General features: G+C 71.6%; 7 protein-coding genes. 6 read left to right on the forward strand and 1 reads right to left on the reverse strand.

Features of this window, described 5'->3' with window-relative positions; all coding sequences use genetic code 11:
• Positions 1–25 precede the first annotated feature (25 nt).
• A complete protein-coding gene (locus ACQEVI_RS24500) occupies positions 26–6,121 on the reverse strand; it encodes an Ig-like domain-containing protein (RefSeq protein WP_432904154.1) in 6,096 nt (2,031 codons plus the stop codon).
• Between the two features lie 355 nt (positions 6,122–6,476).
• Between ACQEVI_RS24500 and ACQEVI_RS24505 the strand changes: the two genes are divergently transcribed.
• From ACQEVI_RS24505 to ACQEVI_RS24530, 6 genes are all read left to right on the forward strand, one after another.
• Positions 6,477–7,466 carry a heavy-metal-associated domain-containing protein gene (locus tag ACQEVI_RS24505; protein ID WP_432904157.1) on the forward strand — a complete coding sequence of 330 codons (990 nt, stop codon included), beginning with the start codon at positions 6,477–6,479 and terminating at the stop codon, positions 7,464–7,466.
• A 10-nt stretch (positions 7,467–7,476) separates the two neighbouring features.
• A complete protein-coding gene (locus ACQEVI_RS24510) occupies positions 7,477–9,831 on the forward strand; it encodes a heavy metal translocating P-type ATPase (protein ID WP_432904160.1) in 2,355 nt (784 codons plus the stop codon).
• Positions 9,828–10,034, forward strand: coding sequence for a YHS domain-containing protein (locus ACQEVI_RS24515; RefSeq protein WP_432904163.1), 207 nt, complete (start codon positions 9,828–9,830; stop codon positions 10,032–10,034). Before ACQEVI_RS24510 ends, ACQEVI_RS24515 begins: the two co-directional genes overlap by 4 nt.
• A gap of 111 nt (positions 10,035–10,145) precedes the next feature.
• Complete coding sequence (locus ACQEVI_RS24520; RefSeq protein WP_432904166.1) at positions 10,146–10,487, forward strand: metal-sensitive transcriptional regulator; 342 nt, start codon at positions 10,146–10,148, stop codon at positions 10,485–10,487.
• An 87-nt stretch (positions 10,488–10,574) separates the two neighbouring features.
• Positions 10,575–12,653 (forward strand): heavy metal translocating P-type ATPase, encoded by a 2,079-nt coding sequence (locus ACQEVI_RS24525; RefSeq protein WP_432904169.1) that lies wholly within the window; start codon positions 10,575–10,577, stop codon positions 12,651–12,653.
• 116 nt (positions 12,654–12,769) lie between these two features.
• A complete protein-coding gene (locus tag ACQEVI_RS24530) occupies positions 12,770–15,496 on the forward strand; it encodes a glycoside hydrolase family 97 catalytic domain-containing protein (protein WP_432904172.1) in 2,727 nt (908 codons plus the stop codon).
• Positions 15,497–15,577: the final 81 nt, after the last annotated feature.

Below are 15,577 nucleotides of genomic sequence, written 5' to 3' on the forward strand. Positions count from 1 at the left end.
GGGCGGCGAGCGAGCCGAACGGGTGTCAGCCGATGTTCCAGGTGCGCCCCGTGTAGAGGTCGTCAGGGGTCTTCACGCCCACTTGTGTGCCGTTGTAGCTCTGGCCCATGAAACAGCTCACCCGCTGCGAGCCGCTGTCGCCGCTGATGGTGTACTTGGTGCTGCCCGCCCACGTGGTGGCGTGCCCAGGGTGGATGTCGTGCCAGTGACGCGGGCCGCCGTTGTTCGACGTGTCGCCCGCCCAGCAGGCGACCTGGTGGTTGCCGCTGCCCATGTTCCGCCAGTTGATCATCCAGTACTCGCACCGTTCGTTCGCGCAGCCGGCGGACACGCCCGACGACGTCACCCACAGCTCCGGGTCGGGCCTCGCGTCCGTCCGTCCGGTCGCGCTGGACCAGGCGCTCCAGCCCGCGGCGTTGTGGGCGCGGGCCTGCAGCGTGAAGCTCTGGTCGTAGTCGTTCCCCGCGTTGACGTTGAACGGCCATGACCTGCGTGTGCCGGAGCCGCTGGAGCTGCCGGAGAGCCGGTACTCGATGCTGTCGACGGTCCGGCCACCGTTGCTGCCCGGACCGGTCACGGTGAAGTACCCGCTCCTGGCGTCGGACCGGTGGTAGGTGATCCCCGGGCTGCCGGGCACGGTGTACGGCGTCACGGCGTTCGACGGCGCCGACCAGTCCGAGCACGTGTGCTGGTTGCAGGCCTTCACACGGAAGGTGTACGACCGTCCGTTGCTCAGGCCCCTGTACGTGGTCGACGTCGTGTTGCCGACGTCCCGCGCGTCCAGGCCACTGGCCTGCACCTCGTAGCTCGGCCCGGAGCCGCGGAACTGGGGGATGTCGCTCCATCGCACGTCGGCCTGGCCGCTCGTCGTGGACCCGAGCGACGCGGTCGGCGCGCTCGGGGTGTCCGGTACGCCGTGCGGGATCACCTCGTTCGAGAACGGGCTCGCCAGGCCGGGGCCCGCCTTGTTGGTCGCCCGGACGCGGAACTTGTACGCGGAACCGGTCGAGAGGCCCTCCACCGTCTCCGTCGTCCTGGTGGTGTCGATGGACTTCACCAGCTCGCCGTTCGTGTACACGCCCAGCGAGTACTTGTCGATGGAGTCGCCGTTGTTCGCGGGCGCGTTCCACGTCACGGTGATCTGGCCACCCTCGAACGCGTCCACCCGGGCCGCCTCCGGCGCGCGCGGTGCCTCCGGGGGAGCTGCCGGGATCTCCTCCGCGGACGGCTCGGACCAGTCGGACGGGTCGGGGGCGTCGTTCTCGGCCTGCACCCGCACCGTGTACGCGGTGCCGTTCTCCAGGCCCGTCCAGACGGTCGTGCTGTTCTGGAGGCACTCCTTCTGGGTCACCCCGTTGTTGGGCGGCGGGCTGATCTCCAGGTTCACGCAGGTGATCGCGGACCGGTCGGTGTAGGCCCGGTTCTTCCAGGTCACGGTGAGCTCGCTGTCGCCGAACTCGAGCGTCGGCGGTGTGGGCTTGTCGGGCTTCTCGTCAGGTCGCGCCTCGCGCGACGGCGGCGACGGTTCCGACTCGTTCACCTCGTTGGTCGCCGTGACCGTGAAGGTGTACTTCACGTTGTTCCTCAGCCCGTCGAACGTGCAGGTGGTCGTGGCGCACCTGTGCTCCTGACCGGTGTTCGTCCGCAGGGTGTAGTCCGTGATGTCGGCGCCGTTGTTGTTCGGCTGCTCCCAGCTCAGCACCACGGTCTCGGAGCGGACCTCCTCGATCCGGGGCGCCCGCGGGGCGTCCGGCTTGCCGAGCACGGTGAGCTTGGCGATGCCGTCGACCTCCCGGTCCGGGTCCTTGGTGCCGTCCTGTACCCGGTAGCGCACCATCATGGTGCCGGTGAAGTCCGCCGCGGGCGTCACCACGAGCTGGTCACCGCTGTACGACGGGACGCCGTCACCGCTGTCGACGGTCGGCGCGCCGACCAGCCTCAGCGGCTCGCCCGGGAACGGGTTGACGTCGTTCGCGAGCACCGGGATGGTGGCCGCCTTGCCCTGGTGCGCGTCCAGCACCAGGTCCTGGGCCGTCTGCACCAGCGGGCGCGTCGAGGGCACCACCTGGACGACCAGCTTGGCCGAGACGGCCGGGTTCTGCCCGTCGGACACCGTCATGGGCAGCTCACGCCGGGTGCCCTTCGGCACCGACATCTCGACCTGACCGGTCACGGTGGCGCCCGACATCGACGCCGCGATCCCGTCCTTGCCCACCACCTCGAACGTCAGGGGATCCTTGTCCGGGTCCTTGACGTACCGCGACAGGTCGACCGAGGCCTCCTCGCCGGCAGCCACCTGGAGCACGGGGGTGTCGATGATCTTCGGCGGCAGGTTCTTGCCCGGCGTCACATCGATCGGCAGGGTCAGCACCGCGGTCAGGCCGTCCGGGTCGTCGAGCTCCGGGCTGTCGGTGACCTCGAAGCTGACCGACGCGGGACCCGCGTAGTCGTCGGCGGACGTGTAGACGACGGTGTTCTCGTCGGTCACGCTGACGTCCCCCTCGACCGCCTTGACGGTGCGCTGGGTGGTGATGCGCGGCTCGTGGTCCTCCCGCACCACCACGTAGTCCGCGAGGTCGATCGTGAGGGGTTCGCCGCTCGTGGCCTTCAGCGGGTCCAGGCCGGGCCTGACGTGCGGCCGCGACTCGTTGCCCGGCACCCGGACGAAGGCCTTGGCCGTCAGGCCGTCCATGTCGGTCACCGTGTAGGTGATGACGCGGGCTCGCTCCGTGAGCTGCACCTTGACCGCGTCCGAGCCGGTGACCGTCACACCCTCCAGGCCCTCCTCCACGGCGACCTCGAGGTCAGCCGCGACACCGTCGGGGTCGACGTCGTTCTCCAGGACGTTCACCGTGACGGCGGCGGCGCCCTTGACGTCGTCGGCCGTCACCACGTCGTCGTGCGCGACGGGGCGCAGCAGCGGGGCGTCCTTGTCCACCTTCACGGTGATGGCGCCCGTGGCGCGGGCCTTGAAGCTGTCCTGGATGCCGTAGAAGAAGGAGTAGACGTTCTGCTCTTCGGGCGCCGTGACGACGACGTCGTCGTCGACCGCCTTGGGCGTCATGTCCTCGGTGCCCTCGAAGCTCTTGGCCGTGAGGCCGATCTGGTTGCCGTCCGGGTCGGAGTCGTTGTCCAGGGCGGCGATCGCCACCGTCCGACCCGGCCGGACCGTCGTCTCGTCGTCGGCGGCGTGCGGGTTCTGGTTGCTCGGGGAGGGGGCCGCGACACCCACCCGGACGGTACCCTCGGCAACCGCCCCGCGGGTGTCCAGCACCTGGTAGGAGAAGCCGTCGAGACCCGTCGACTCCGGGCCGGCGTGGTAGTCGACGAAGCCGTCCACGATCGTGGCGGTGCCCTTGGACGGCGCCCCGGAGATCGAGCTCAGGGTCACGTGGTCACCGTCGGGGTCGGTGCCGTCCAGCGGCAGCGGGATCCGGACGATGCCGTCGCTCAGCACCCGCGCCTCGACGTCCGGCAGCTGGGGTGCGCCGTTCTCCGGCGCGTCCACCACGTTGATGGTGATCTGTGCCGAGTCCTGCTGGCCGTTCGCGTCCTCCACCTCGTAGACCGCGAAGAAGGTCCCGGCCTCCTTGCCGGCCCGGTAGCGCACGGTGTCCTCGGACACGAACGCCTCGCCGTCCGACGGCGACTCCTGCAGCTCGTCCGTGACCGTCATCGTGAGGCCGTCCGGGTGGGAGTCGTTCTTCAGCACCGGGATCGTCACCACGTCTCCGACGCGGACCCGGGCGGTGTCGGGACCGGCCTCGGGCGGCCGCAGCTGGTCCGACGCCGGGATGGGCACCACGCGCAGCTGACCCTCGACGGTCCCTGACCCGTTGGCCACCGTGTACCCGATGATCACCGGGTCGTCGAGACGCTTGACCTCGGAGACCTTGAGGATGTGGTGGTTCAGCACCGAGACGCTCACGGGGGAGCCGGACGGTTCCGTCACGTCCCGCACCACGAGCACGCCGCCGGCGGGGTCGGTGTCGTTGGCCAGGACGTCCACCAGGGCCGAGCCGCCGGTGGGCAGCAGCACCTGGTCGGAGACGGCGACGGGCGCCCGGGCCTCGTCGGGCGGGTCGGTGATGTCCACACGGACCAGGCCGAGGCTCGGGTTGGGGCCGTCGGACACCTGGTACGTGACGTCGTACGAGCCCGGCTCGTCGCTCTCGAACTTGAACGTACCCGCCGTCTGGTTCGCGGTGACCGTGACGTCCTTCGGCCCGTCCACCCGCGTCAGGCGCAGCGTGTCGTCGTTGGGGTCGCGATCGTTCCGCAGCGGGTGCACCGTCACCGGGTCGCCCGTGAGGACGGTCACGTGGTCCTGCACCGCCAGCGGCGGCACGTTGCTCGCCACCACGTTGACGATGAGCTTGCCCTCCACGGGCATGCCCTCCGAGTCCGACACGGTGACCTCGACGATCTTGTGGCCCGTCGTGGTGCCGCCGTCGCGGAACTCCACCGTCCCGTCGGGACGGAACCGGACCTCGTCGAGCTTGTTCACCGTGCTCGCGTTCGACAGGAACAGGTCGTCGCCGTCGGGGTCCTTGAAGTACGGCAGGATCTTGATCCGCCCCATGCCTTCCTGGCCCACCTGCAGCACGGGCTCGCCCGACTGCGTCGGCGGGTTGTTCTCCTCCGGCGGCACCACCCTGACCGTCACCGACTCGGTGGCGGTGCCGTTCTCGCGGCCGTCGTCGACCTCGTACTCGAAGGTCGTGGTCCCCTTGGCGTCCACCGGCACGTTCGCCTGCAGTGCTGCGCCGTCCAGCACGCGGTCGACGCTGATGTCGCCGTCCGGCTCGGACGCGACCTTCGCCGTCATGACGTCGCCGTCCGGGTCCATGTCGTTGCCCAGCACGTTCAGCACGGTGGTGCGGCCCGGCCGCACGCCGAACGTGTCGGGCTTGGGCTTGGGCGGACGGTTCGCCTGGTCGCGCGGGGTCACGGCCGTGTCGACCTGCTTCGGGGTGACCTCCTCCGACTCGGTCTTCTTGCCCTCACCGTCGTCGGGCGTCTCCAGGTCCCAGTCGTCGACCTTCTCGAAGTCGTCCGCGGCCATCCACAGGGCGCCGCCCGCGATGTCGTTCAGCACTATGACCTTGCGGTTGACCCGGTAGGCCAGGGTCGAGGAGCTCTCCAGACCCTCCAGCACCTCGTTCAGGTCGTGGTCCTGGCCCGGGCAGTTGCGCAGGACCTGGCCCGAGCCGGACCAGGCGCCGTAGGTGCAGCCGCCGAGCTGTACCGGCGCGGCGGGCTCGCCGGACGCCGCGCCCTCGGCGGTCAGGGTGGTCAGGACGGAGCCGCCCAGCGGCTGGGAGACCAGGCCCTTGGTGGTCGCCACGACCACGTCGTCGGCCTCGCCGGAAGGCTGCTGCAGCGCGCCCTGCGCGCCGCCCTCCACCTCGACGGTGTCGCCGCCCGGCAGCACCAGGTTCCCCGTCGACTCGTCCAGGACCACCGGCTCGTCGCCCACCGCGGTGACCTGGATCTCGGCGTCCGGCTGCACCGGCAGGTCGGACTCCTCGGGCTTCTGCGCGACGCCCTGCGTGTTCGTCGGGATCGTGTACAGCTTGCGGTCGGACGGCACCGCGAGGAACACGGTGCCCTCGGTGCTCACCGTGAGCTCACCGTTGATGCCGGCCTTCCGCGGCTTGAGCTCGTCCTCGTCGAACGCGACCGCGCTGTCGAACGGCAGGACCCAGATCCGGCCCGTCTCGCCGTCGTACACCGCGGTGGTGGCACCACCGGCGGCGGCCTGCGCGCCCGGGGGGAACTTCATCGTGCCCCGCAGCACGAGCTGCGCCGGGTCGACGGGGCTCGCGGAGGAGTTGCCCACGGCGTTCAGGAGGACGCGCTGCGCATCCTGCTCGACGTCGAAGTCGGTGGAGTCGGTCAGCAGGGTCCCGTCCAGGGCCCTCGCGTCGTAGTTGAACCGCCCGAGCTTGCCGTCGGCCGTATTGGTCACCCAGACGCCGGAGTCGTTCAGCTCGACGTCGGCCGTCGCCTCACCCTCGTAGAGGAGCGCGAAGCCGACCAGGCCCGCCGCGAAGAGGGTCACCGCCCCGACCGAGACGGCGGAACGGCGATTCTCGTACACGCGCGAGACCAGGCTCATGCGTCCTCCACTTGGTCATTCCCACCCCGGAACGCCCGCCCGATCACGACGTTGGCGGGGCGGGAGGAGTCTATCGAGGCGGCCGGGGCCCTGTCGCCGAATTCCGGGACGGCGTTGTGCCTGGTGCGGGCCCAGTTCTCGGCCAGTTCGGGCCGGTCGCGGCAGTACGACGCCGCGCGCTGCTCGACCCACTCCTTTGCCTGGGCCGCCTTGACCGGAATACACCCGGGGGGTATATGGTTGCCCGCATACGGTTACCCCCTAGGGGTAGCATCGTCCAGCGGAACGTCGAGCGGAAGGAAACGACAGTGGCGACCAGCGAGAACGTGACCGGGTACGAGGCGGAGCGCGCCTCATGAACGCCCCCCAGCGGCTCGGCGCCTTCGGAGCAGGTCTGGCGGCGCTCTTCGTCGCCGCCTTCGTCGTCGCGGGGGCCGTGGTCCCGCTGGGCACCGTCGCGGCCTGGTCCGGGGCGGCGCAGGACGAGAAGCACGAGGAGCCGGCGATGGACATGAGCGGGACGGCCGGGGCGACGACGTCGGTCCACGGGCTCGCCCTCGAGCAGGACGGCCTGCTCCTGAGCCCGGTGAACGCGCCGGACGAGGTTGACGACACGGGCACGCTCTCGTTCTCGATCACCACCGCGGCCGGCGCAGCGGTCACCGACTTCGAGACCGCGCACGACAAGAAGCTGCACCTCATCGTGGTGCGCGCGGACGGGTCGCAGTTCCGGCACGTCCACCCCGCGATGTCGGAGGACGGCCTCTGGTCCATCCCGTGGACCTGGGACGAGGCGGGCACGTACCGCGTGTTCACCGACTTCGTCCCCGGGACCACCGGCGAGAACCTGACGCTCAGCCGCACGATCGACGTCGCGGGGACCCTCTCGCCCGAACCCGCCACCAAGGTCGCCGCGAGCGACACCCTCGACGGGTACACCGCCACGCTCACCGGAGACCTGAGCGCGAACGGCAGCTCCATGCTCACCGCGACCGTCACGAAGGACGGCGAGCCGGTCACCACGCTGGAGCCGTACCTCGGCGCCTACGGGCACCTGGTCGCGCTGCGCGACGGCGACCTGGCCTACCTGCACGTGCACCCCGAGGGCGACGAGCCGGCGCCCGGATCGACGTCGGGCCCCGACATCGAGTTCATGACCGAGGCGCCCACCCCTGGTCGGTACCTGCTGTACCTCGACTTCAAGGTCGACGGGGAGGTGCGCACGGCGGAGTTCGTCCTCGACACGGGGGAGGCGGCGGCCGCTGACGAACCCGCCGACAAGCCTGCCGATGAACCCGCCGAGGAGCCCGCCGACGGGCACGGCGAGTCCGGCCACGGTCACTGAAAGGAGCACCATGTCTGACACGGAAACGACTGTCGACCTCGACATCGGCGGCATGACCTGCGCGTCCTGCGCCATGCGCATCGAGAAGAAGCTCAACCGCCTCGACGGGGTGAGCGCCACCGTCAACTACGCGACCGAGAAGGCCAAGGTCACGGCCCCCGCCGGGTACGACCTCGGCGCCATCGTCGCCGAGGTCGAGAAGACGGGCTACACGGCGACCCTCCCGGCGCCGAAGGAGGCCCCGGAGCCCGGCGGCGACGCCGTCGGCGCGCGCGACCTGGAGCTGCTGTCGCTGCGGAACCGGCTCGTCGCCTCCGTGGTGCTCGCCGTCCCCGTGATCGTGCTCGCCATGGTCCCGGCCTGGCAGTTCACCTACTGGCAGTGGGCGTCGCTGGCGCTCGCGGCCCCGGTGATCCTGTGGGGGGCGTGGCCGTTCCACAGGGCCGCGTGGACCAACCTGCGGCACGGCGCGGCGACCATGGACACGCTCGTCTCGCTCGGTGTCCTGTCCGCCTTCCTCTGGTCCCTGTACGCGCTGTTCCTCGGCAGGGCGGGGGAGCCGGGGATGACGCACGGCTTCGAGCTGACCGTCGCGCCGTCCGACGGCGCGGCCAACATCTACCTCGAGGTCGCCGCGGGCGTCACGATGTTCGTGCTCGCCGGGCGCTACTTCGAGAAGCGGTCCAAGCGGCAGGCCGGCGCCGCGCTGCGGGCGCTGCTCGAGCTGGGCGCGAAGGAGGTCGCCGTGCTGCGCGGCGGCACCGAGACACGCATCCCGGTCGGGGACCTGGGCGTGGGCGACGAGTTCGTCGTCCGGCCGGGGGAGAAGATCGCCACCGACGGCGTGGTGGTCGCCGGATCCTCCGCTGTCGACGCCTCGATGCTGACCGGCGAGTCCGTGCCCGTCGAGGTGGGGGTCGGCGACACGGTCGCCGGGGCCACCGTGAACGCGGGCGGCCGGCTCGTGGTCCGCGCCACGCAGGTGGGCGCAGGCACGCAGCTCGCGCGCATCGCCCGGCTCGTCGAGGACGCGCAGTCCGGCAAGGCCGAGGTCCAGCGGCTCGCCGACCGGGTCTCCGGGATCTTCGTCCCGGTGGTCATCGCGATCGCCGTCGCGACCCTCGGGGTCTGGCTGGGCGGCGGGTTCCCCGCCACCGCCGCGCTGACCGCCGCCGTCGCGGTGCTGATCATCGCCTGCCCCTGCGCGCTCGGTCTCGCGACGCCTACCGCGCTGCTCGTCGGCACGGGGCGCGGGGCGCAGCTCGGCATCCTGATCAAGGGTCCGGAGGTGCTGGAGTCGACGCGCAAGGTGGACACCGTGGTGCTCGACAAGACGGGCACCGTGACGACGGGCCGGATGACGCTGCTCGACGTCGTCCCGGCCGACGGCACCAGCCGCGCCGAGCTGCTCCGCCTGGCCGGTGCCCTGGAGGACGCCTCCGAGCACCCGGTCGCGCAGGCGGTCGCGAAGGGCGCGACCCAGGAGATCGGCGACCTGCCCACCCCGGAGTCGTTCGAGAGCGTCCAGGGGCTTGGCGTGCAGGGCGTCGTCGACGGGCACGCCGTGGTCGTCGGCCGTGAGGCCCTGCTCGCCGACTGGTCGCTGTACCTGCCGTCGGACCTGGCCGAGGCCAAGTCTCAAGCTCAGGTCGAGGGTAAGACGGTCGTCGCGGTCGGCTGGGACGGTCAGGCCCGTGGCATCCTCGTGGTCGCCGACCAGGTCAAGCCGACCAGCGCGGCCGCCGTCGCGCAGCTCGTCGCGCTGGGCCTCACGCCGGTGCTCCTCACCGGCGACAACCGTGCGGTGGCCGAGCAGGTGGCGGCCGAAGTGGGCATCACGGAGGTCATCGCCGAGGTGCTGCCGCAGGACAAGGCAGACGTCGTGGCCCGGCTGCAGGCCGAGGGCAAGGTGGTCGCGATGGTCGGTGACGGTGTGAACGACGCCCCCGCCCTCGCGCAGGCCGACCTGGGCCTCGCGATGGGCACCGGCACCGACGCGGCGATCGAGGCGGCGGACATCACGCTCGTGCGCGGCGACCTCACCTCGGCGGCCGACGCCATCCGGCTCTCCCGCCGGACCCTCGGCACGATCAAGGTGAACCTGTTCTGGGCCTTCGGGTACAACGTCGCGGCGATCCCGCTGGCCGCCCTCGGGCTGCTCAACCCCATGCTCGCCGGCGCGGCGATGGCGTTCTCCAGCGTCTTCGTCGTCGGCAACAGCCTCCGCCTGCGCTCGTTCCACCCATCACCGACGAAAGGACCCCGCACATGGGACACGACCACTCGCACGACGACCGTGCGCACGATGACCAGGCGCAGGCCGAAGGTAGCCACTGCGGAGGCCACGGAGGCGCGGCCTCGATGAGCCACCACGGCGGCAACCTGCTCGGCCCGTCGGCCGAGGAGCTCGCGGAGTGCCCGGTGATGCGCGGCAGCACGGTCGTCAAGGCCGACGCCGAGGCGAAGGGCCTGTTCCGCGACCACGAGGGCCAGCGGTACTGGTTCTGCTGCGCGGCGTGCGAGGCCCCGTTCGACGCGGACCCCGCCAAGTACGTGACGGCCGCCTGACCGAAGGGCGGCCTCGGTTCCGCGGCGCATCCCGTGCAGTGCGCCGCGGAACCGTCATTTCGCCCGCCCCACCAGGGTGCTTGACCAGATGGAGATGAGATCATGGGAACCATGACGGAATCAGGATCCCCTGCCGACCCCGGCCCGGCCGGAGAGGCTGAGGCGCCCACCGCCCACGGCTACATCACCGACAAGGAAAGGTACCTCGCGCGGCTCAAGCGCATCGAGGGCCAGGCGCGCGGGATCCACCGGATGGTCGACGAGGAGCAGTACTGCATCGACATCCTGACCCAGGTGTCCGCCCTGACCAAGGCGCTGGAGAGCGTCGCGCTCGGCCTGCTCGACGACCACCTCAAGCACTGCGTGGTGGACGCCGCCCGGATGGGCGGGCCCGAGGCCGATGCGAAGGTCAAGGAAGCCTCCGACGCGATAGCGCGGCTCGTCCGCTCGTAGCGCCCTGGTGCAGGTGGCCCGCGTCACAGGCTGTTCCGGCCGTCCGAACCCTTGACGGGGGTACCCCCTAGGGGTATATCTGGTTCTATGAACGAGTCACACCAGCACCCCACCGAGCCGCACGTCGCGTCGGGTGCGGCCGCGCACGAGATGCATGACGAGCACGCCGGCCACGCCGGCCACGCGGGTCACGCCGGCCACAGCGGCCACGGCGACCACGTAGGCCAGTTCCGCCGACTGTTCTGGATCATGCTCGTCCTGGCCGTGCCCGTGGTCGTGTTCTCGGACATGTTCGCGATGATCCTCGGCTACACGCTGCCCGACACGATGCTCGTGAACGCGATATCCCCGCTGCTCGGCACCGTCATGTACGCGTGGGGCGGGTGGCCGTTCCTCACGGGGGCGGTCGGTGAGCTCCGCTCCCGGAAGCCGGGCATGATGCTGCTGATCGGGCTCGCGATCACCGTCGCGTTCGTCGCCTCCCTCGGCGCGAGCCTCGGCCTGCTCGACCACCAGCTCGACTTCTGGTGGGAGCTCGCGCTCCTGATCGTCATCATGCTGCTCGGTCACTGGATCGAGATGCGCTCGCTCGCGCAGACGACGTCCGCCCTGGACTCCCTGGCCGCGCTGCTGCCCGACGAGGCGGAGCGCGTCGACGGCGACCAGATCGTCAAGGTCTCGCCGGCCGAGCTCGCGGTGGGCGACGTCGTGGTGGTCCGGCCGGGTGGCAGCGTCCCCGCCGACGGCCGCGTCGTCGACGGGCGCGCCGAGATGGACGAGTCCATGGTGACGGGGGAGTCGCGCACCGTCCCGCGGGGCCCGGGCGAGCCCGTGACCGCCGGGACCGTCGCCACGGACTCCGGCCTGCGCGTCGAGGTCACCGCCACCGGCGACGACACCGCGCTCGCCGGCATCCAGCGGCTCGTCACCGAGGCGCAGAGCTCGTCGTCGCGCGCACAGCGCCTGGCCGACGTCGCCGCGGGCTGGCTGTTCTGGTTCGCGCTGGCCGCCGCCGCGATCACCGCGATCGTCTGGTCGCTCGCCGGGATGCCCGACGGCGCCGTCGTCCGCACCGTCACCGTCCTCGTGATCGCGTGCCCCCACGCGCTCGGCCTCGCCATCCCGCTCGTCGTCTCCATCGCGACCGAACGGGCCGCGCGCGGCGGCGTGCTCGTCAAGGACCGCCTCGCGCTGGAGAGCATGCGCACCGTCGACACCGTGCTGTTCGACAAGACCGGCACCCTCACCAAGGGCGAGCCGACGGTCGCCGACGTCCAGCCGGCCGGCGACATCGACGGCGACACCCTGTTGGCACTCGCGGCCGCCGCCGAGTCGGACAGCGAGCACCCGCTGGCCAGGGCCATCGTGCGCGCGGCACAGGAGCGTGGGCTCGCCGTCCCGCGGGCATCAGGGTTCGCTTCCTCGCCCGCCGTGGGCGTGACCGCGACGGTCGACGGCCACGAGATCCGGGTCGGCGGTCCGCGGCTGCTCGAGGAGAGCGGCCAGGACGAGCTTCCGGTCGCGGACGCCTGGCGTGGTGACGGTGCGATCATCCTGCACGTCGTGCGCGATGGCACCGTCATCGGCGGCGTCAAGCTCGCGGACGAGGTGCGCCCCGAGTCCGCGGACGCTGTCCGCCGGCTGCACGACCTGGGGGTCCAGGTCGTCATGATCACCGGCGACGCCGAGGCGGTCGCGCGGTCCGTGGCCGAGGAGATCGGCGTCGACCGGTACTTCGCCGGCGTGCGGCCCGAGGACAAGTCGGCCAAGGTCCAGCAGCTGCAGGGCGAGGGTCGCAAGGTCGCGATGGTGGGCGACGGCGTCAACGACGCCCCGGCGCTGGCGCAGGCCGACGTCGGCATCGCCATCGGGGCGGGCACCGACGTGGCCATCGCGTCCGCGGGCGTCATCCTCGCGAGCGACGACCCCCGTTCGGTCCTGTCGGTGATCGAGCTCTCCCGGGCCAGCTACCGCAAGATGAAGCAGAACCTCTGGTGGGCAGCCGGGTACAACCTGATCTCGGTGCCGCTCGCCGCCGGTGTCCTGGCGCCGGTCGGGTTCGTGCTGCCGATGTCGGTGGGAGCTGTGCTGATGTCGCTCTCGACAGTAGTGGTCGCGCTCAACGCCCAGCTCCTGCGCCGCCTGGACCTCCGCCCGGGCAAGTAGGCCGATATCTGGAGCGATATTGCCCATATTCCCTATAAGGGTATTGACCCGGTCTGGGGTGTTCCCTAACCTGGCGGGCGGCGCACCGGGCGCCCGTCGGAGTCAAGGGAGACCTCGTGAAGCTGTTTGCTGCGCCCCGTCCTGCTCTTCTCCTGGTGTCAGCGGTGTCGGCGGTCGCGCTGGTGGCGAGCGGGCTGGTGCTCGGTGGCTCGGCGAGCGCCGCCCCGGCCCGCGACACCGCCGACCCGTCGAGCTGGCGGGTGAACGGCCCGCGCGGCTCGGCCCTGGACGGCGTCGTGCGGCTCGACGACGCCGGTGAGGTGGCGCTGGACGTCGTCGCCGACGGCGACACGGTGCTCTCGGCGACGCGCCTGGGGCTGCGCGGCAGCGACGGGGACCTCACCACCGGCCTGACGTTCGTCGAGCGGCGCGACCGCAGGGTCTCCGACTCGTACACCATGGCCACCGGCAAGAGCGTGCGGCGGTCCTACGTCCACACGGAGTCGGTGCTCACGTTCGCGGACGCCGCGGGCACCCGCCTCGGGATCGCCGTGCGGGTCTCCCGTGACGGCGTCGCCTACCGTTACCTGCTCGACGGCGCGGGCGAGCACCGGGTGGACGACGAGTCGGGTGCCTGGGAACCGGCGTCGGACGGGCCGGCCTGGATGCAGCGCTCGTACGCCGTCAACTATGAGGCCGAGTGGACCACCACGACGGCCGCGGCCGGGAACGGCGGCGGCAGCGTCGGCTTCCCGGTGCTGTTCCAGCAGGGTGACCGGTACGCGCTGGTCACCGAGGCGGACCTGCACGGCGACTACTCGGGCGCGCACCTGTCGCACACGGCGGGGTCGCTGCGCTACGACGTCGACCTGTTCGAGGGGCGGCCCGTCACCTCGACGGGTGCCCTGTCGACGCCGTGGCGGGTGGCGATCGTCGGTGACCTGCCCGCCGTTGTCGGCTCGAACCTGGTCGACGACCTCGCCACGCCCAGCGCCCTGGACCCGGACACCGAGTGGATCAAGCCCGGCCGGTCGAGCTGGAGCTGGCTCACCGACTGGGACAGCCCGCGCGACGAGGCCCGGCAGCGGGACTTCATCGACCTGGCCGCGCGGAACGGCTGGGAGTACGTGCTGCTCGACGAGGGCTGGAACGCGAGCTGGGTGCCGCGCACCGTACGCTACGCCCACACGCACGGCGTCGACGTCATCGCCTGGTTCCACAGCCGTGACCTGCGCACCCAGGAGCAGCGCGACGAGTGGCTGCCGCGCCTGAAGTCGTGGGGGATCAGCGGCATCAAGGTCGACTTCATGGACTCCGACTCGCAGGAGATCCACCGCTGGTACGACGACGTCGCCCGCGACACCGCCCGGTACGAGCTGATGATCAACTTCCACGGGTCCGCCCTGCCCACGGGCATGCAGCGCACGTGGCCGCACATCATGAGCTACGAGTCCGTGCGCGGCATGGAGAACGGGATCAGCCCGGAGCGCAGCCTGATCGTGCCGTTCACGCGCAACGTCGTGGGGTCGATGGACTTCACGCCGGTGGTCTTCTCCCGCGACAACGACAAGACGTCCAAGGCGCAGCAGGTCGCGATGAGCGTCGCGTACGAGTCCGGCTGGCAGCACATCTCGGACAAGCCCGAGGGGTACGCGGCCGAGCCGAACGCCATGCCGTTCCTGCAGAACCTCCCCACGACGTGGGACGAGGTGCGGCTCCTGAGCGGCACGCCCGGCCGGGACGCCGTGCTGGCGCGCAGGTCGGGGGACCGCTGGTTCGTGGGCGGGATGCGCGCCGGCTCCGGTGACCCGCTGGCACTCCCGCTGGAGGGTCTGACCCGCGGCAAGCGGGTGCTGGTCGACCTGCTGACCGACGACGGCGCGAACGGCTCGGCCACGGTGCACACCACCGTCCGGGCCGGGGCGGGGGAGACCCTCGCGGTCCCGACGGCGAACAACGGCGGCTTCGTGGCGGTCGTGTGCGAGGCGACCCGGAACCGTGCGTCCTGCCTGGAGCCGGTCGTGGACCGGCCGGACGCCACGCTCGCCGTGGAGCCGACCGAGGCCGACGTCGAGCCGGGCGCCACCGTCGAGGTCCGGGCCACGTTCACCGTGGCCGACCGGGACGTCACGAGCGTGCGGCTGACGCCGGACCTGCCCGCGGGCTGGACCGCGGACCAGGGCACCCAGACCGTCGCGCGCCTCGCCGCGGGCCGGAGCGCCGAGGTGACCTGGCAGGTCCAGGTGCCCGCCGACGGGGCCACCGGCACGTTCGAGGTGCCGATCGACGTCGGCTACCGAGCGGCCGCGGGCCACGGCGGCCGGGACCGGTACGTCGCGGCGAGCCAGGCCACCCTCTGGGTCACGCCGCCCGCGCTGACGGGCACCCGCCACGTCTCCGACCTCGACTGGCTGGAGGAGTCCAACGGCTACGGCCCGATCGAGCGCGACCGGTCCAACGGCGAGGCCGCGGGTGACGATGGGCGGCCGATCACCATCGCGGGCGTCACCTACGCCAAGGGCGTGGGCATGCACGCCACCGGCTCGCTGACCACCTGGCTCGGCGGCACGTGCACGGCGTTCCGTGCGGTGGTCGGCATCGACGACGAGGTCCTGGACAAGCCGGGCGACACCGGCGTCGGCTCGGTGCGGTTCCGCGTCTACGGCGACGGCGTCCTGCTGACCGAGACGCCGGTGCTGTCCAACGACGACGGCGGCATCCCGCTCGACGTCGACGTCACCGGCGTGCGCCGCCTGCGCCTGGTGGCCGACGAGGGCGCCGACGGCAAGAACTTCGACCACGCCGACTGGGCGGACGCCCGGGTGACGTGCGGGGAGGGCTGACCCGCCGGACCGCATGCCCGCTCATCGGCCCACGTTGCATAGGCTGCGCCTCATGACGACACATCGCTCGGAGACGGGGGC

The organism is Promicromonospora sp. CA-289599 (assembly GCF_050936155.1).
Classification (GTDB): domain Bacteria; phylum Actinomycetota; class Actinomycetes; order Actinomycetales; family Cellulomonadaceae; genus Promicromonospora.

Excerpts from the sequence above, each read along its gene's own strand:
- ACQEVI_RS24500 (WP_432904154.1), bottom strand. The coding sequence starts at position 6,121 with ATGAGCCTGGTCTCGCGCGTGTACGAGAATCGCCGTTCCGCCGTCTCG.
- ACQEVI_RS24505 (WP_432904157.1), top strand. The coding sequence starts at position 6,477 with ATGAACGCCCCCCAGCGGCTCGGCGCCTTCGGAGCAGGTCTGGCGGCG.
- ACQEVI_RS24510 (WP_432904160.1), top strand. The coding sequence starts at position 7,477 with ATGTCTGACACGGAAACGACTGTCGACCTCGACATCGGCGGCATGACC.
- ACQEVI_RS24515 (WP_432904163.1), top strand. The coding sequence starts at position 9,828 with ATGAGCCACCACGGCGGCAACCTGCTCGGCCCGTCGGCCGAGGAGCTC.
- ACQEVI_RS24520 (WP_432904166.1), top strand. The coding sequence starts at position 10,146 with ATGACGGAATCAGGATCCCCTGCCGACCCCGGCCCGGCCGGAGAGGCT.
- ACQEVI_RS24525 (WP_432904169.1), top strand. The coding sequence starts at position 10,575 with ATGAACGAGTCACACCAGCACCCCACCGAGCCGCACGTCGCGTCGGGT.